General features: G+C 46.1%; 5 protein-coding genes. All 5 read right to left on the reverse strand.

Features of this window, described 5'->3' with window-relative positions:
- Positions 1 to 212 precede the first annotated feature (212 nt).
- The 5 genes from KVT36_RS07880 to KVT36_RS07900 are packed head-to-tail and all read right to left on the reverse strand — an operon-like array spanning position 213 to position 20,717.
- Positions 213 to 5,489, reverse strand: a complete 5,277-nt coding sequence (locus KVT36_RS07880; RefSeq protein ID WP_217602943.1) for an aminotransferase class III-fold pyridoxal phosphate-dependent enzyme — start codon at positions 5,487 to 5,489, stop codon at positions 213 to 215.
- A 9-nt stretch (positions 5,490 to 5,498) separates the two neighbouring features.
- Positions 5,499 to 6,716, reverse strand: coding sequence for an ACP S-malonyltransferase (locus tag KVT36_RS07885; RefSeq protein ID WP_217602944.1), 1,218 nt, complete (start codon positions 6,714 to 6,716; stop codon positions 5,499 to 5,501).
- Positions 6,713 to 12,841 carry a non-ribosomal peptide synthetase gene (locus tag KVT36_RS07890; protein WP_217602945.1) on the reverse strand — a complete coding sequence of 2,043 codons (6,129 nt, stop codon included), beginning with the start codon at positions 12,839 to 12,841 and terminating at the stop codon, positions 6,713 to 6,715. Before KVT36_RS07890 ends, KVT36_RS07885 begins: the two co-directional genes overlap by 4 nt.
- Before the next feature lie 11 nt (positions 12,842 to 12,852).
- Entirely contained in the window at positions 12,853 to 14,415 is a 1,563-nt protein-coding gene (locus KVT36_RS07895; protein WP_217602946.1) for a condensation domain-containing protein, read from the reverse strand.
- Positions 14,412 to 20,717 carry a non-ribosomal peptide synthetase gene (locus KVT36_RS07900; protein WP_217602947.1) on the reverse strand — a complete coding sequence of 2,102 codons (6,306 nt, stop codon included), beginning with the start codon at positions 20,715 to 20,717 and terminating at the stop codon, positions 14,412 to 14,414. Before KVT36_RS07900 ends, KVT36_RS07895 begins: the two co-directional genes overlap by 4 nt.
- Between the last annotated feature and the right edge of the window lie 41 nt (positions 20,718 to 20,758).

Below are 20,758 nucleotides of genomic sequence, written 5' to 3' on the forward strand. Positions count from 1 at the left end.
AGGATCATTGTTACAAAGGTTTTTAATTTTACCTGTAATATCAGGATGCAGGTCCATCGAAACCACGGATCCTACAAAGCCGGCAGCTGCCGGTTCGCGAAAAAAAGGCAGGCTATAGGTGTTTCCGCTGCTTTGGAACTTTTCCCTCCAATATCTTCCCTGAATGGCAATTTGATCGGGTATATTTATCATCGGAACGTTAAATGGATAGGTTAGAACAATTCTTTCTTTTCAAATACATTGTTACTCTCAGGTATAAACCCGCTATCATAATTCAGCTGCCTGATGGGAACATGCAGCTTATTATTTAAAATTTCCTCCACGATGCTTATCATTCTTGTTTTCATCAGCGCGATGGTAGAAAACTCATAGAGGCTTGTTTTGTATTCTAAGGATACACAAACGGCGGCGCCCTTAAAAATGGAGAAGGTCATATCGAATTTGCTGACATTGGGTTTCAGGTCTATGGGTACAACACCTGACCCGCCAAGCTGCACCTGCTGGTAGTTTCCCAGATCCTGATCATTCATGTTCACATCTATATCAAACAACTGATTTCTTGCAATATGCCTTTCAGGCGAAAGGTCCCTTACCAGGCTATCAAATGGATAGATCTGATGCTTCCCGGCCTCCAGTACCGTATGCTTAACTTTTGACAGCACTTCGGAAAACGTGTCATTACCGGTGATGCTGTCAGCAAGTACAACTGTATTAACATAGAAACCGATCTGGTTACTCAATTCCTCCGAAAAGCGGCCGGAATAGGGGCATCCGACCACCACATTTCCGTCACCTGCCTGCTTATTGATCAGCATTTTTATAACGGCCACTATTATCATAAAAAGGGTAACATCAAGCCGGCGAGCCATTTCATAGAGCTTAAGCGATTGTTCCGGGGTAAATTCAATTAGTACGGAGTTCCCTGAAAAGTCCAGGACCTCCGGTCTTTTAAAGTCCGGAGGAATCAGCACCCGTTCTGAAAGAGCACCAATCCTGTTCACCCAATAGTCCCGGTGAATGTTGCTTTCCCCGGAACGTAAAAACCTGTTGATCCAGCCGGCATAGTCTTTATACTGGATATTCAACGGCTTTAGCGGCGTACTGCTGTTGCCTGTAGCCGCATGGTATAAAATAAATATCTCCTTCAGGATAATTTCTATTGAAAAACCGTCTGCTACCAGGTGATGAAAATTGAAGAAGAGATAACAAGCGTCATCCGATGCCGGGTACAATACCACTTTAAACAAGGGCCCATTATTCAGATCAAACACTTCTTCCATTTCAAGCTCCATCCTCCTGGTGATTTCCTGTCCGCTTTGTCCATGAGCCGTTGTATCCACCTGAATGCCATGGATCCCTGCATCAAAAGCATGAATAAATTGTTTAGGGACGCTGTCCACGTCGTCAAAAGTTGTTCTCAGGCTTTCATGCCGCCTTACTACCTGTTCAAAAGCATGTTGAAAAGCCGGTATATTCAACGGTATTGATAACTTATAGGCGATAGCCAGGTTGTAAGCGTTCAGTTTCCCGTACAGCTGATGCATAAACCAGAGTCTTCCCTGGGATGGCGACACATCATAATACTTCTCTTCCGGCACCCTGGGGATAGTTCCAATAGGCGCGTTCCGGCTAACAAATCCATTGTCTATCAGCTCTTCGCAGCCTTGTATCACCGCCGCAATAAAGGTTTCAATATCAGCATCCGTATGTGCGGCAGATAAAAAACAGGTAGCCCCCTGCCAGAGGTAAATGCCTTTCTCCAATAATGAATAATACAATACCTGCATCACCTTTACGTCCAGCAATGGTTTAAAAGAAAAAAGCGATCCGCAATTCACTATATGTATTGGAATATTATTGGCATTAAAATAATTATTGAGGTAATTTTTGAGCCGTTCTGTTTTCTCATTTAAAGACCGGTATAGTTCTCCGCCCTTTTCTTTAATGATGGTTAGTGTAGCCTTTGCAGATGCCATTGCCAGCGGGTGATGGCAGAATGTGCCTCCTGTTCCTATCCTGTTTTCGGAAGGCCTGGAGTCATCACCGTATTCCCAGTATCCTCCATCCATGAAGTCCAGGTATTCTTTTTTCCCGCACACAGCCCCCATCGGCATTCCTCCTCCAAGCACCTTACCATAAGTAACAATATCAGGGACGATATCATAAAAACCCATTGCGCCTTTCGGATGTATTCTAAACCCGGTAATAATTTCATCGAAGATCAGCGGAACCTGCGCCTCCTGTGTAATAATCCTGAGCTTTTCAAGGAACTCTTTTGGCTGAAACTCCGGCCGTCTGCTTTGCACAGGCTCCGCCAGGACGCAGGCGATACGGCCTATGTTATCTCTGATCATATCCAGGGAAGCTTCCTTTCCAAATTCAAGCACCAGTACATCCCTGGTAATACCGCCAGGAATGCCAAGAGAGTTCGGAACACTGTCCATAGGGTTGTGAGGGCTCTGATCCGCCTGTACCACATCATAAAATCCATGATATGAATTGCTGAATTTAACCACCAGCTCCCGTTTAGTTTTAGCACGGGAAATTTTAATAGCATGCATAACCGCCTCGGTCCCGGAATTGGCGTAGGCAACCCGTTCCAGTCCTGTAATCTCAGTAATCAGTTTGGCCACCTCCCCGGCCAGCGGAGACATGGGGCCAACGAAAACGCCGCGCTGTATTTGTTTGAGTAATGCATCCGTCACCTCTGGGTTGTTATATCCCAATAAATGCACGCCGAAACCCATTACAAAGTCAACATAGACATTCCCATCAAGATCTGTCATTTTACATCCATTGGCCCCGGCTGCTGTTATAGGATAGATCAGCTCTTTGAAATAATGATCATAATACATTGCCTTCCGGTAGCTGGCAAATTCTTTCCTGTATTGCTGGGTATGCGCTTTGGACTTCCCGGTTCTGGCCAATACTTTCCGGATCAGCTCCTGGATAAAACGTTTCTGTATATCGTTAAAGGAGGAGCCGGAGTCGGAATAATAGTGTGAAGCCGGCCGTTTTGAAGAAGGTTCTGTCCTGTTATTTGCCGGATAAATGTATCCCTTCTCTGTTGCGGCAGTCTTTGGTGTTACGTTCCCCCCCGCAGACTTCAGCATATTTATCTGCAGCTCCATGATCTCAAGCTGCCTGGCAAACAGGCCTCCAATAAGATCGTCTGATAAGTCCTTCTCTGCGGTCAGCTTACCGTTGAGCGGCACAGGCTCTTGCGGCGGAATTGCATGGCCCCGTATTTGCCCGGCTTCCTGCGCGGGCAGTATTGGCTGCACCGCTTTCACTTCCCGGGTTACATATTCAACCAGCTTATCGATTGTATTCAGGTGGCTGAACAATTCCTCTACCGGTATATCAATATTAAAATGCTTCTGAAATTTTGTCTTTATATGAACAATATTAATAGAATCAAAACCCAGCTCAAAAAAGGTTTTACCGGTATCCGTCAGCTCAACATTCCCGTCGAGTGATTCGGCCACTATCTTCTTAAGTATGGCTGATATGTCAGCTGCTGCGTTCATATTATTTTCTTTTGAATGACTATTTACAACAGGTATTTGACTGGCAGCTGCTGCCGGGAGGTTTTCTTCCGGCAATGGCTGCTGCGTATGCAGATCCGGCCAGCAGCGGATCTTATCAAATGGATGTACAGGTATTCTATACCGGTAAGGTATCTTCCCGATTGCAGTAGTCCAGCTGATCTCACTACTAAGCACATAATGCCTTGCAGCATCTTTTATCTCCTCTTCACTCCCCGACACCCGTATATTCCTCCCGGGTTCCTGCCGGGCACTATCGGAAAACCTGTTATGCTCATGATAAAAAAACTCATCTGAATGGAGGGAAATACCTGCCTGCAGCTTATTCCAGGCCTCTTTCAACTTTTGTTTCAGTGCTTCCGTATCATTCACCACCAAACCCAGGCGAACCTTGTAATGATCTCTGTATATGGCAGCTGTCGTACAAAGCCCGGCGACCGGGATCTCGGCCTGCTGCCTGTCAAAAAAAGCGACATATTCAGCGATTAAATTGAGCAGCGCCGGTTTTGTTTTTGCAGAAACAGGAAATAAATAATATGCATCCTTATGGTGGTCTGTCATCTTCACCGGCTCTTCTTCATATTCCTCCAGCACTACGTGAACATTTGTTCCTGAAATACCAAAAGAGTTCACGCCAGCCAATCTTTTATGATTCCCGTTTGTATGCCATCCGGTCAGCATATCATTTACATAAACAGGAGAATCCAGGAAGGAAATTCTGCTATTAGGCTTTTCAAAATTCACCTGGGGAGGTATGGCTTTATGATAGAGGCATAACACTGATTTTACAAATCCTGCAATACCTGCTACCGTATCCAGGTGCCCGATGTTGGCCTTTACAGCGCCTATGGCGCAGAACTGGCGTTTCTTTGTATGCTTTCTGAAGGCATTTGTCAGCGCTTCCAGCTCAATAGGGTCCCCTATTTTAGTGCCGGTGCCATGCGCTTCTATAAAGCCTATATCGCCGGGATTAATTTTTGCATGGTGCCAGGCTTGCAGCAATACCTCTTCCTGAGCGCCAATACTGGGAGCCGCCATTCCTACTGACCGGCCGCCATCATTATTTGAAGCCCATCCCTTTACAACAGCATATATATTATCACCGTCCTTTAATGCCAGTGGCAACGATTTAACCAGCACCATGATCGTTCCCTCTCCCCTTCCTGCACCATCTGCCGCCTCATCAAATGTCAGGCACCGGTGTGAGCCGGATTCAATACCAATACCGGTATCTGTTGACTCAGTCACCCCAAATGTGAGGTTCACACCCCCAACAAATGCCGCATCCATCTTACCTGCAGCAATCTGTTCACATGCATTATGAAGTGCCACCAACGAAGAAGAACATGCGGTATCAACAACCATGCTGGGGCCATGAAGATCAAAAAAATAGGAAATTCTTCCCGGTAAGGTGGAAGCGATATTATGTACGATGGCATAGCTGGATAGTCCGGGGTTGGCTGCACATACCAGGTCATAATAATTATTCAGATTCCATGAATAGCCAATAAAGCAGCCCGTTCTGGTTTTGGCAATACGCGATCTTGTATACCCGGCATCTTCCATGCATTGCCAGGTTGTTTGCAATAGCTTTCTATGCATGGGATTGATCATTACTGCTTCATCATAAGGAATATTGAAAAAAGCATGATCAAAACAGTCAAGGTCGTCTACATAAGCAGCTTCTCCGAACTGGTAAGCCACCCTGTTACGTGCAAGCGGGGATTCCATGAGCTGCTCTACGTCCGCTTTTCTGTTTGCAGGCAGATCCCGGACACAGTCTTTCCCCTCTGAAACAATGCTCCAGAGCCCATCCAGCCCTTTGCCCCCTGGCAAATCAACCGCCATCCCAATCACGGCGATCTCATTTCCCCGATAGTTCTTCGTATCCAGGCCATCAGCCAAACGATCAGGATCAATATTGAATAATTTCTTTTTCATTATCTGCTATCATTCCGGGTACAGGCATTTCATACCTGTTTCGAATATTAACTGATCTACTTTCGCACTTACCTGATCATCCTCCAGTCCTTTCTTTTCCAGTATATATTTAAGATCCGACAGGGCAGCAAGAACGGTTGCCCTATCAGCGGATCTTTTTTCCTTTTCTACAGACAGCTGGATTTCCCAAATACGGTCATATACTTTTACAATATCGCCCACCTCCTGAGACAGTGTGTTGTTCCTGGCCGCAACGGCACTTACCAGGCAACGTGTTACAGGCGATACATACGTATCTATTTCAGCATTTATATAAGCAGCGCAGGCGTTCCTTGTGTCTTCACGTCCCAGGCTGAAAGCGCTGCAGCCCGGCCAGCTGCTGCCCATCATTTTTTCCAGCGTACTACCCGGACCTGCATTGATGAATAATGTTACCTTCCGGCGCACTAATGCTTGTAAAACGTGCTCCCATAAAACGGGCTGGGTTAACTGGCTCACCAGGTTATTTTTAATTTCCCGGCTATCGTAAAGCGGGTTACCTGTTATGCTTGAGTATACTGTACAATTGGGTTGATCAAAACCGGTTGCCTCCACATAACTTCTGAATTCGTTTGCTGCATTGCTCATCAATTCACTATGCAGCGGGCCATTCACCTTAAGCTGCATAAATATGCCTCCCAGCTTTGCCACCAAAACCCCCATCTCTTTAATGGTTCCGATATGGCCGGAGATGGCAAACTGCCGGGGTGTATTGAACGCGCTGATACCAATTGCTTTTCCCTGCCGTTGCAGTAAGCTAAGCTCCTTTGTAACCTGGTCCTGCGTTAATCCCTGCACTACCGCCATTCCGCCGCCGGCAGTCCTGGCACAATCATCCATTAACCGCTGCCGGTGTGCCAGCAGCCTGACGGCATCAGACAGTTTGAGCGCGCCTGCACATATAAGGGCACTGTATTCCCCTAAACTATGGCCGGCCATATAATGAACAGCAGGAAGCAAGCGGCGGTCCCTTACAAAACATTCAAAATTCGCCACACTACTCAATACAATACGAACCTGATCCGATGTTGCCGGCGTGGGTGCTGCGCTCACCTCTAAAAGATCACGTCCAAGCAAACTACCTGCTTCCGCAAATATTCTCCGGGCGACCGTATGTTTCCGGACCAGCTCCTCAGACTCCCGGATATCAATTCCCTGCCCGGGAAATATGACTGCTATCCTTTTCATGACGCTGATGAGATTTCTAACGGCATTTCTTTCATTGAATAAAATAACCGGGCCATATGCCCCGAAACAGCACTGATATAGTTAACACCGTTTGAGCCATTCAAACAAACCAGGGAACATGTAAGCGTATCTCCCGTCAACTGTTCAACGTCAAATATCAGGTCAAAGTTCCTGTAAAACGCCTCTGTTTTCTGTTCCTTCTTCAGCTGCAACAGGACGCAGGCTGTGAGCAGCTGCGGATCGGCTTTTGTGAACTTTATTTTTTCCAACTGATCTAACCCCATGCCTGCAGCGCTTTTGCCGGTCATTTGCCTGTTTACTTCCCTGAAAAGCCCCTGTTCATTTTCCACCTGGTCAAAATTTACGTTTATGAGCCAGCTGCTATCCTGCATTCCATCTGCTATATGCAAAGGAATGGTGTCAGCTGCTGCTATCAGATTTAATGAATAAAGGAACCCGCCTACCAGCATATCCTCCAAACTAACTCCCCATCCGGCTGCCAATCTTTTTAAACCCGGAATATTATCCAGGCTGAAATGATAGTGTCCATCAGCGGTTATGTCTTCGGATAAAAACTTCCTGTCGGGCGTTATCGCATTAACATCCGTAAGTAATACATCATCAACCAGGTTCATTTGCTGGTACTCCAGGAAGGTGGATAAACTATTAATATTATGATGAGAAAAAAGGTCAAGCACCCTGAACGACGGATATACAGGTTTGATCTTGTTATGAATGGCTATCAGCGAAACAGAATTAGCACCGAGGTCAAAGAAGCTTGTGTTATAGTCGATCTGCTCCACCTGCAGCATTTCCGAAAATATTTTTCCAAGAAACATTTTTACCGGTGTATCCGGCTGCTCCTGCGGATAACCGGTATCAACCGCGGGCTTTTCCAGGCCGGGCAAAGCTTTGTAATCTATTTTTCCACTTCCTGTTAAGGGAATATTGTCCACCCGCTTAAAATATGCCGGTATCATATGTTGGGGAAGGTATAATGCGGCATACATTTTTAACGCCGATGGCGCTATTGTATCAGGCCCTGTGTAACAGGCTGCCACCACCGGGTTATTGTTGCTAAGCTCCCTGGTATATACCACCACCTGGTCAATGCCCTCAAACCTGTTCAGTACCTGCTGCACTTCTTCCAGCTCCACTCTTTTCCCGTTCAGCTGAACCTGGCTATCCATCCTTCCTTCAAATACAATCTGACCATCGTTGGTCCAGTAGCCATAATCTCCTGTCCGGAACAGCTTCCCTGCTCCATATGCTGAAGCAACGAACTTCTTTGATTGAAGATCTTCATCATGAAGATACCCGTTTGCCAGGAGCCCACCCATTACACATATTTCCCCGGTAACACCCACCGGCAACATTTTCATTTGCGTGTCAAGAATAAAGATCTCGGCAAACGCAAATGGTTTTCCAATAGTCAATGGCCTGTTCTCTGCAGGCAGGTCTTCACCGAGCGTGCTTGTGGCAATGACTGTTGTTTCCGTAAGACCATAGTTGTTGACGATCTTATAATGCCTCAACTTTTTATTAGGTCTTATCCGGTCTCCTCCTGTATGTATGGTAACTGTTTCTATATACCTGTTTTTATTCCAGGTGAGCAGCTGATCCAGTATAACAGGCGGCAAAAAACAATGTGTCAATTTATGGAGGGTCAGGAAATCTGCAATTCCGGCTACGTCCAGCCTGTTTTCTGCTGGTAGCGGGTATATTCCGGCGCCTGCCATCAAATAAGGCCAGAGTTCCCATATGGCGGCATCAAAGGTGAGAGATGAATAGAGCATGGAAGCATGCCCGGCTTTAATATTAAATACGCTGTTATGAAAAGAACAAAAGTTAAACAGCGCAGCATGGCTTACTTTAACGCCTTTGGGACGGCCGGTAGTTCCGGATGTATATATGATATAGGCAAGATCATCCGGACTGCATATTTGAGAGGGTTGTATCTGGATCTCACCTTTTGTAACTGCTTCAACGTCTGTCAGCTCCGTCGTTATTCCCTGGTAACCGGCCGTGTTGATCCCATTGGTAAAGATCAGCTTTAACCCTGCATCTTTTACGATATAATTTATCCGCTCCGCGGGGTCGTTGGGATCTAACGGAACATATATACAGTTGGCCTTTAATATACCTGCAAAAGTTCCCACATAGAAAAATGAAGGCTGCATCATGACCCCGATGCGGGATTGCCTGTCCAGGTTTTTCTGCTGCAACAGGTAAGCGGCTATACGGCTGGCGGTGGCGTCTACATCAGCATATGAATAAGAACTGTCACCATAAAACACTGCCGTCTTCTCAGGCGATCCGGCAGTTTGGGTTTCAAATACAGCTATAACACTGCTAAACGCAGCAGCCTTTTCGACGGTAGTATTATTAAAAGCACGTAATAACGCCACTTCCGCTGCAGGGAGTATATTCAATTCATGTATCCGCAGCCTGTCAAAAACAGGAATTTGCTGTACCAGCTCGTGGAAGTGACCGATCATTCGCGTTATGCGGTCACGTTGAAAACAGGCTGTCTTATAATTGATCTGTATTTCATATAGTCCCTGGGCGTTACGGGTAAAAGAAAACGTAAGGTCATACTTACTTATATTAAATTCAAAAGGATATGGTAACGCCTTCAACCCTCCCCCGGTCAAAGCTGCGGGCCGTTGCGCCTCATCCAGCCAGGTAATAACAATATTAAACAGCGGCGTGGTAGAAAAAGGAAGATCCAGCTCGTCTATTAATACGTCAACCGGGTATTGCTGATTTTTATGAACAGAAGATATGATGTCCCTGACACCCAGTAAATAGGGTACAACCTCTTGTTCACCGTCTATATCGATCTTTATTGGAAGCATGTTGACATAGAACCCGATCTGATCTTCCAGGCCTCTTATCTCCCTGTTTGAGAAAGGTGTTCCTGTAACGATCACAGGCTGCCCCGTGTACTTAAACAGCAAAACATTTACCAGCGCCACAAAAAACATATAAGGGCTCATATCATGCCTGCCGATAAATGTGTGGATGTATCCGGACTGCTTTGCTGAAAACGTGCTTTTAATGGTATCTCCTGAAAATGCGGCCGCATATTCTCCTGCCCAATCGCGGTTCAGCTGTATCTGCTGCGGGATAGCGCTATAAGCGGAGCGCCAGAATTGCCGCTGTTCCGGCAGGCTTCCTTTCTCCACCAGGCTATTGTGCCAGGCGGCGTAATCCTTTTGCTGAAAGTGCAGCGTTGGGAGCGCTGCCTTTCTATTGTTTAAAGTGGCATCATAGAGAGCCAGCAGCTCTTTATAGAATAAGCTACAAGACCATGCATCAATAATAATGTGGTGTGCTATTAACAGCAGCACATATTGCCGGTCACTGATCTTAAAAAGTCTTAAACGTAACAACGGTCCTTTTTCAAGGTCAAAAGGTAATATTGCCTCCGCTGCTACAAATTTATCCGGCGCGTTTACCTCATCCAAATACTTAAAATCGCAACTATCCGGATCAAATGGGTGCACCTGCTGCATTACGCTGTTAGCGTTATGCGTGAAGGTGGTCCGCAGGATCTCATGTCTTGCTACTAACTCACGAAACGACTGCAGTAGTACGGGAACTACAATTTCACCCTCCAACATCCAGGCATCCGGTACATTATAAACGTACCCGGCTTCCTCCTGTAGCTGATTAAGCGCCCAGATCCTTCTTTGCGCATGTGAAACAGGATAGTATTCGGATTCCTCAACGCGAACAATATCAATGCGGTCTTCTTCCTTCCCGGCCTTTAACAGGAGCGCAATCTCTTTTAGCACGGGAGTTTCCAATATCTGTTCTACCCTGCAATCATATCCCCTGTCAGATAAATATGCGGACAGTGTGATGGCTTTGAGCGAATCGCCTCCCATTTCAAAAAAATGGCCCTCCAATGTAATGCGTTCGTCATTAAAAATATGCTTCAACGCATCCAGCAAAATAGCTCCCTCGGGAGATGTTTCATTTACATCTGCAATCCACACTTTCTGCGCTATCAGTTCGAGCAGCTTCTCCTTGTCTGTCTTTCCAACATCGGTAACAGGGATCTTACTGACGCAAACCAGCTTATGTGGCTGCATATACGAAGGGAGCGCCTGCTGCAGATACTGTTTAACTGCTGTCACGTCCGCAGCCCCTGTTGTTGTCTCCACAAAGCCATACAGTTTCTTCTGGTTATCCACCAGGAACGCTGCATCCCTGACGCTGTGATGGCGAATGGTTACACTCCGTATTTCATTCAGCTCTATCCTGAAGCCGTTAATTTTCACCTGCTCGTCTGATCTGCCAAGAAAAGACAGGGTACCATCTTCATTCCAGCGGCCTACGTCTCCACTTTTGTAAATAATGGATCCCTCTAGGGAATGATCTTCAAAGAAAGCATTCCGGGTGGCTTCCGGCTGGGAAAGATACCCGGAGGTGAGACCGGTTCCGGCAATACAGATCTCCCCATAGCAGCCCTGCGGGAGAAGTTTCCTGTCTTTATCAAGAATATAAATACGGGTATTGGAAACCGGATATCCTATGGGTATACTATCCGGATAGGTTTTATCCTTATTCACTATATATTTCGTGGATACCACCGCATTTTCCGATGGCCCATACATATTGCAAACAGTAAAATGGCGGGCATAAAATACCAGGTCTTCCGTATAAGCCGCTTCCCCGCCGGACATCAGGACCCGCAGGCCGGAAAGTTCCGCCCTATCCAGCAGCCTGATATAAGACGGGGTCATAGAGGTGATCGTCACTTTTTCTCTCCGGATAAGATCCAGCATTAACCGCACATCATTAATGGTTGCCCTGGAAGCGATATACAATGCCGCCCCGGAAGCCAATGCCATCAGCATGTCCCTGACAGCGCCATCGAAAGCGTGATTAAAAAACTGCAGGTACACATCGCCAGGGCCCACCTCAAACTGCTTTATGTCATCCAGTATCGTATTAATGATTCCTTCGTGCGTGATCGGAACGCCTTTGGGTTTTCCCGTAGATCCGGAAGTATAAATAATATAGGCTATCTCCTGGGGTGCAACGTAAGGAAGATCAAACTCCATGCATTCAGGGTACTCCGATGTTATAATGCTCCGGATATCTATACAAACGGTAGCCTCACGATGTGCGGGCGTTTTACCCGATGAGATGATCACCTTTGCCGAGGTATCTTCCAAAATATGCAGGAACCGGGCTTCCGGGCTGTCCGGGGAAACCGGCAGATATATGCCTCCTGCCAGGAGGGTACCCATCATTCCTACCGCCGACAGATACGACCTGTCCAGACAGGTAACGATGATATCTCCTTTTTTAACGCCGCAGTACTGTATAAGATGCGCAGCCACTTTGCACGAAGTCCTGTATAATTCTCCATAGGTCATCCTCACCTGTTCATCCATGACCGCTTTTTTCCCCGGGTCTAAAAAGGCGCGTTCCTCTAATAACTGCATTAAATTGACCGCCGGCAGAAAACTATCTGTGTTATTAAATCCATTTATCAGCTGTTCCCTTTCACCGGCGGGGATATAACTGAGATCCCTGTACAATTTTTCAAGCGATCTAAACTCAGCGGCAATACCATTAAAATAAGATGTGATCCGCCGCACATATGCTTCACTAAAAGCATCTCCCGGGTAGCGGATGTTAATGCTGATGCCGCCGGGATGGTGCGCTGCAAAAAATTCCATGCCGTTGAACCCTTCATTTTTCACTACCGGATGCAGTCCTTTGAAAGACAACAATGCCGCTACGTGTTTTACCGGTTGATGGGAATCTTCCAGCTGCCTGATAATCTTGGACATGTTCCTGTAAACAATCTGCACCGCATTCCCGGTTCTCTGTATAATGTCTTTTATACTATCGCCCGGTAGTATTGATAGCCTCACCGGCAGCAACGGCGCCTGCTGCCGGGAAGCATGGTCCTGTACCGGGGCGGGAATATAGATCGTAATGTCGTCCGTATTATTCAATTTACAGCACATCACTGCCAGCACAGATAACACCTGAACAAATATCTCCTGATCCCTGTTCCGTGCATACTTCCTGATCAGCGCCACACTCTCCATATCCAGCGCAAACTCATGATTGCATAAATGACTCATTTGTTCTTCCATCGTGTAATACATTATACAAAATCGAAATTAAGGTCAACGGTGTGGCCATTGTTACATGGTCTTACCAGGTATTCAATCTTTGCATCCGGATTTAGATCAACAGCGTTTACCAAACGGGTAAACTCTTGAAAAACCGTTTCAACAAACTGCTTATCAAACAGCTCAAGCCCATAATCTATATTAATATCCAGGTGTTTTCCCGATTCATAGGCATGAAAGCTCATTCCTTTCAACACCTTTACAGGCGTGTATTCCGACTTAACAATCCTCAATCCGTCTACTGCCAGCTCGTTTTCATTCAAAAGACCTTCATTATGAAAAGTGAAGCTTACGTTTGTAAGGCGATCATTGCCTTCATTGCATTGTTTCACATCTTTTTTTATCAGGTGAATGGGATATATTTTGTGTTCAAGAACCGCAATAAATCCGGCTTTTACCTGTTGAACAAATAGCCGGAAAGAGCAGGAAGGATCAACATGAACCTGGACCGGTACATTAAAAAGATAGGGACCTATCTGGGCATCCAGGTCGCCAGTCTCCCTATCCATCACGCCTGTTTCGACCGTGATAATTTGCTGTTCCGTGAAGCTATGGAGCAGCAATTGAATGACAGACAGCAAAACGATATATCGTGTTGTATTCAGCGCCGCGCATAACACATCTATTTTCTGCAGATCATTATCCGGCACCCGGAAACTGCTGCTTGCTCCTTCATATGTAATTTGACGGGAAGAAAACGGGAATGCAGAAAAAATAAAACCGGCAGTATTGCTGAATTTTTGCAGCCAAAAATCACGGCTATCGGCAATATTGCGCTCCTTTAGCCGGCTATTCTGCCATACAGCATAGTCCCTGTACTGTAAGGACCTGCTCTTTTGCGGATCTGCAGGTTTTGCGATCCCTTTATACTGTTTCAGCACCTCCTCAAAAAAAATCCGTAAGGACCATCCGTCTGAAATGATATGATGAATAATAAATACCAGCTGATATTTCTGATGGGCTTCCTTCAGCAGGAAAATTTTGAAAAGTGGTGGACGCTGAAGGTCAAAAACAGTATCCCGTGCAGCAGCAATGATGGTATCCAATTCCTTTACGGTGTCCTGGCTACCGGAAACATCCGCATATTGCAGGTCAAAGGCCATTTCCGGGTATACTACCTGCCTGGGTTCCCAATCAATCATCTTAAAACCCGTTCTGAGAATTTCATGCGCCAATACCACCTTGTTAACTGCCTCCCTGATCCGTTCAGCATCCGGTTCACCATAAATAGTCCAGGCAGTGCCCACGTTATAGTAAGAAATGGCCGGGTTTAGCTGCTGGTCTATCCATATATTCCGCTGCATAAAAGAGAGCTCATAAGAGGGTTCTTCACCAACAGGAACTATTTTTTCGCTATTCGCCTGGGTGGTAAATTGATGCCAGAAGCTAATCAGCTCCTGCTTATGCTCCCGGATCTTCTGCAGCAGGTATTCCGGGATCTTTCCTTTGGCATTGCCGAGAACAATACTATTGTCTTGTACCTGTAAAGGGATTCCTCTCTCCCGCAGGTCATTTATAATCTCAATAACACTCATACCAGCATGTTATCATTCTGGGAAAAGCTACCTTCCTGGGCATGGACTTTCATCCATTTTGCAGAATTAATGTAATTGTTCATTTCACGGATCGTGGGATATATATACATATCCTTTAGCGGAATATTAACGCCCGTGTGGTCATAGATAGCCGCGGCTACTTTCATGGCAGTAAGACTGTGGCCTCCTATTTCAAAGAAATTACTATCTGCGCTCAGCTTATCTGTATCCAGAAAATGAGCCCATATTGCCGCCAGCTGCGCTTCTGCATCTGACGTAAGCGGTATTACTTTCTGATCGGTTTCAAACCCGGTTATTGACAGCAGCGCTTCATTGTCAATTTTACCGTTGCCGTTCAGGGGAAAAGCGGCTATTTTCCTTACGGATGCCGGAATCATATATGCAGGAAGCGCCTTTATAAGATAAGCCAGCACGTCCTCACTCGTGTAAGTTGAATGCCCGGTCCAATAAGCTATCAGCTTTTGTGCATTCCCATTTTCCCTGAGCGCCAGCACCCTTGTCTCAAATACGGCGGACTGCGTTAAAATGGCGGCTTCTATTTCATTCAGTTCAATTCTGTGTCCTCTTATCTTGACCTGACTATCATTTCGTCCTATAAATTCAATAACACCGTGATGATTCCATTTTGCGAGGTCGCCGGTTCTATATAATACATCCCCTTTCGTTAAAACATCTTTAACGAACTTCTCTCCGTTCAGGCCGGGATTACCCAAATAACCCCGGCTTACCCCGGCACCTCCAATAAAGATCTCGCCAATTACGCCTTTGGGTACCGGTTTCAGGTTGTTATCCAGTATAAAAACGGATGCACCCGATACCGGCAAACCGACCGGTACATTCACCATATCATCCGTAATCTCTTTCACGGGATAATAAGTAGCAAAAACCGTTGTTTCTGTTGGGCCATAAACATGCACGATTGCATCTTCATTTTTCCTGTAACGGATAGCGGTGCGGACAATGTTAACGGAGGCCATTTCCCCTCCAAAATATATTTTATCAAACTGGGAGATCAGCCTGGGCCGGATCTCAACCATGCTATTGAAGAACGCAGTTGTGAGGAAAGCGATATCGATCTTTTGCGCTTCTATAAACGCCGACAGGTCCTGTACATTTAATGCCTTGTCTTTTTCAATAACTTTCAATGTTGCTCCATTCAACAAAGCGCCGAAGATCTCGAATACAGATCCATCAAAAAACAGCGGTGAAAATTGCATTACATTATTCTCCGGGCGAATGTCCTGATAATTGGTTGATTTCACCAGGTTCACAACCTGGCTATGACCTACCTGTACTCCTTTCGGAATACCTGTTGAACCGGATGTATAGATAATATAGGCAGCATCAGCTGCGGTAGCATTATTTATTGACGGAGACGCTTTTTTCCGGCTATCAAGGTTGCTGACGATAACTACGGTACCGGCCATACCTATTCTTTCGCTTGTTGCAGGTTCATCTGCCAGTACAATCTTCACTTCCGCTTCTGTAAGCATATGCCCCAGTCTTTTTTCACTCTCCGCAGTGTTGAGCGGAAGATAAGACGCCCCTGCCCTGAGGATCCCGAGTATCGCGGCAATGGCAAGATCAACACGGGTAAACATAACACCTACACAATCTCCTTTCTTTATGCCATGCCTGTCCATTAACTCCCGGCAAAGATTATTGCTAACGTCCGACAGTTCACGGTAGCTGATCATGCCGATAGCAGATACAATAGCGGTTTTTTCGGGATGTGCTTTAACCTGCGCTTCAAAACAATCAATGATCGTGGCATTTTGCTCCGTTCTCTGCTCCGCGGCAGCTATACCTGCCGGACTGCTGAAAACAATATCCTGAACCGGAATAGCGCTATTTTCCGCGACCTGGTCCATTAACCCCGTGTAATCCTGCAGCAGCTGGGTTGCAAACCATTCATCGAACAAATTGACGTTATATATCAGCTCAATATTGATACGATCACGCTTTTTCCTTGCATTGAAAATGAGATCAAAAGGGCTTTTTTTCTGATCAACGGAATAGCTTTCAATTTGTATTCCCTCTAACGACGTTAAAGGGTCCGGTAATTCATCCTCCATGTCCAGCAGTCCCAGCATAAGCTCGAACACTGGCGCGCGGCTAAGGTCATTCTTTATACCAATATTTTCCACCAGCCTGTCGAACGGATAGTCGGCATGCTTAAATGCTTCTATGGCGTTATCCTTAACGTCAGCTAAAAACTGATTGAAATGACGGCGGTAATCAATCCTGTTCCTCATTACGACCGTGTTCACGTAAAACCCCAGCTGGTGCTCAAATGCGGCGTGATCCCGGCCTGAAACAGGCACCCCTGTCAGGATATCGTTCTCCCCGGTGTATTTGCCCACCAGAAGATTCAGACCAGCCAACAGCACCATAAAAAGGGTGGCATTTTCCTTTCCTGCGATCTGCTGGAGCAGCGCTGCCGTTTTGGGATCAAGGTCAACACTTATAACTGCCGAGGAATAAGTTTTTGCAGCGGGCCGCCCCCCTTTCTTATATGCAAACTCATTTTTAGGGAGCGCACCGGCTAATTTCTGCAGCCAGTACTTTTCACTATCAGTGTCCTTCCCGGAGAACCGTGCGTTATGCCAGGCCGCATAATCCCGGTACTGAACAGGCAGCGGCTCCAATATCAACGGGGTTTTGTTCAGCGCTGCATTATATAAACGGGAAAACTCCCGGATGAATACTTTATTGGACCATTCGTCGGCAATAATGTGATGGAAGCTGGATACCAGTATATGCTCCTGGTCAGACAACCTGAGAATACAGATCCTGAACAACGGTGTTTGGGTTAAGTCAAACACCGCTTCTGTTGCATGATTAATATAATTTTCAATGGTTGTATACTTACTTTTCAATTCATTCCAATCCTGCAATACTATAACAAGGTCCGGATCGACGGTTGGCTCTATTTGCTGATAGATCTGGTTGTTAACATAAACAAACTTGGTTCTCAATATTTCATGCCTTTCTATCATCCTGGCCGCAGCATCTTTCAGGGCAACAAGATCCAGCGCCCCGGTGATCTTCAGTGACCAGTTTATATTATAAACACCCTTTCCTTCCTGCAGCTGGTCCAGCACCCATAACCTGGTCTGGCCGCTGGATACTTCATAATACGGCTGTTCCGGAAGCCGGTCTATAACAACGGCCGGACTATCCTCCTTTCTTTTATTAATTAATGCGACTAAAAAACTAATGGTGTCATTCTCAAAAAAATCTCCCACATCAATGTCCACATCAAACTCCTTCTCAATAGCTGTTACCAGTTGTACCGCCAGTATAGAGTGGCCGCCAATCTCAAAAAAGAAATCGTCAGGGCCAATTGAGTCCGGCTCTGCCCCCAATGCTTTTTCCCACATGCGGGCAAGTATTTTTTCTGTAGAATCTGCGTTGGAAGCCACTTTCCCACTTCTTTGCGGGCCGGGAACAGGCAGGGCTTCCTCATCGATCTTGCCGTTGGCTGTTAACGGCAGGCTGTCCAGCTGAATAAATTGATCAGGGATCATCGACGGAAGCAGCCGTTGCTTTAAGTATGCCTTTAGATCGTCTGTTTGAATGGCGTCGCCATCCGTTACGAAATAGGCAAATAATCTTTGCTGAGCGGCCTTAACATGTACATTCCTGATTCCCGGGTATTCATTTAAAGTATTTTCAATTTCTTTTGGCTCTATCCTGAATCCATTAATTTTTACCTGCTTATCTTTTCTGCCTATGAACTCAATATTTCCATCTGCATGCCAGCGGGTAAGGTCACCTGTATTATAGATCCGTTCACCACTTATAAATGGGTTGGCAATAAATTGCCGGGCCGTTAAGTCAACATCAGTCAGATACCCTTCGGACAATCCATCGCCTCCTACGAACAGTGTACCAACGGCGCCGAGGGGAAGCAGCTGAAGATCATCATCCAGTATGTATGCCCTGGAATTGCTGATAGGTTTGCCGATGGGTATGGGGCCGGCAAACTCTTTTTCTATTTTATATGCAGTAGAGAAGGTGGTATTTTCTGTAGGCCCATATCCATTTATGATAACCGGCTGTGGACAGGCCGCACGTACTGCGTTCATCGGGCCAACGGGGATTACATCCCCTCCTACGATCAGGTTCCTGAGGGTGGAGAACATAGCAGGGTCTATAGTGGCCATTTCTCCAAAAAGGGGAGCTGTAAGCCAGAGCGTTGTTATCCTGAAACGCTGCAGCTGCCCATGCAGGGAAGATGCCGTAAGAATGGATTCTTTTCTTGTGAGATATAAAGCCGCGCCATTCAGCAGCGCACCCCAGATCTCTAATGTGGAGGCATCAAACGTGGCAGGCGCCGTTTGCAGGATGCGGTCGTCCGGTGTGATAGCCAGGTACTCCTGGTTAAGCACGAGCCGGGCCACGTTCTTATTAAGTACGCGGATACCTTTGGGCTTCCCGGTTGATCCGGAAGTATACATCACATAACAAAGACTATCCGGACCGCCTTTCCATTTTTTGTCCGGCATTTTACCACTGTCACTTAAGTCCGTTACGATCTCAATACCGGTAATGGAAAAATTTTCAGGAAGTTTTATCGTGCCTTCCGTCAGTATCACCGGAGAAGCGCTTTCTGCGATCATCAACGCCGCTCTTTCAGCCGGAATGACCGGATCAACCGGCATATAAGCTTTGCCCATTTTGAGCACTGCAAGTATACCAACGATCATTCTGAGGGGGTTGGTTGCCATCACGGGAATGATATCACCCAGCACGATCCCGGGTCCAGATAGCAGGGCCGCCTGATTGTCCGCCATTCTATTCAATTCAAGATAGGAAAAAGACCGCCCTTCATAATAAAGCGCCTGGCGATCGGCGCTTTTTTTCACCTGCAGCTCAAAAAGCTCAATGATGGCGCTTTCCCGCGGGTAATTTGTTCCGGTACGGTTAAAATCTTCCAGCAGCAAGCGCTGTTCTGACAGATCAAGAAATGTAAGATCCTTTACCAATCGTTCCCCGCCCTTCAGAACATCCGACAGCAATGTTGTATAATTGCCGATAAACCGCCGGATAGTATCCGGTAACAACAGGTCTGTTGAGTATTCAATTTCACCAAAGAAGGTATGCCGGTTCTCATAAATAAAAAATGTGAGGTCACGCCGGGTTGCATTCCTGTTAAAGTGTAAATATTCTACCTCCACTTCGTTCAGCTGTAAATCACCAAATTCCACATTGATATGGGAGAATGCGAAATTGAACAGCGAGGCGTTGATGGTTTCCTGTTTAAAATTCAGCTGTTCCTGCAGGGTATATATATCCATGTTCTGATGGTCTAATACCGCTGCCATATTGTTTTGGATCTGCTTTACCAATTCCAGGAAAGGAAGATCCTTATTTACGTGTACCCTGACCGGCAGCATATTCACAAAAACGCCGATCAGCTGCTCCAGCTCTTTCCTGTCTTCGCGGTTCGCCAGAGGAACCGGTATGGTAAGGTCTTCCTGGCCCGTGTACCGGTATAACAGGGTGGAATAGACCGCACAGAATAAAGCGAAATGAGTAACTGCATTCTTATCACAAAAATGTTTTACCTCCGCTATGATCGTTTTATCGAAAGTAAAACGTTCTGATCTGCCCCGGAAGCTGTTCCTTTTTTCCCGGGCTCTGTCAAAAGGAAATTCAACATATGGCCTGGCCCCCTCCAGGTATTGTTTCCAGTACTCCATCCCGCTGTTTAGCTGTTCCCGCTGATGCTTCTCTTTCCAAACAGTATAGTCAGCATACTGGATATCCAGCTTAACGGGCATTGGCTGCCGGCTATCCGAAAGGGAGTTGTAAAAGAGAGAAAGCTCTTTTACAAAGATCCCCACTGACCATCCGTCAAAAACGATGTGGTGAACCGTAACGATCAGTGTAAACGTTTTACGATCTGTTTGCAGGAGAAAGAACTTCGAAAGTGGTCCGTTTTCCAGATCAAACGGCTCTGCGGATCTTTCCTGCAAAAATTCTTCTACGTTCTCTTCAGGACAAGACCTTTCTTCAAATGCAACCACCGTATCAGCATGTACTACCTGGTAGTAATGGTCATTTTCCCGGCGGAAAGTAGTTCTTAATGCTTCATGCCTTGAAAATATCAACCCAATACTTTCCTTCAGCACCTGAACATCCAGGTCACCTTTCAGGCGCAGGGCAATGACTGTATTATAAGGAGAAGCCTCCATTGTGTAATTGGCCTTTTCAAACAACCACAAGCTTCTTTGCGCTGCAGACATGGGGAATACATACGTTTCCTTAGACATATGCGATATCGGTTTATTAAGACTTAAATGATTATAAACAG

The organism is Chitinophaga sp. GbtcB8 (assembly GCF_019091455.1).
In the GTDB taxonomy this organism is placed as follows: domain Bacteria; phylum Bacteroidota; class Bacteroidia; order Chitinophagales; family Chitinophagaceae; genus Chitinophaga.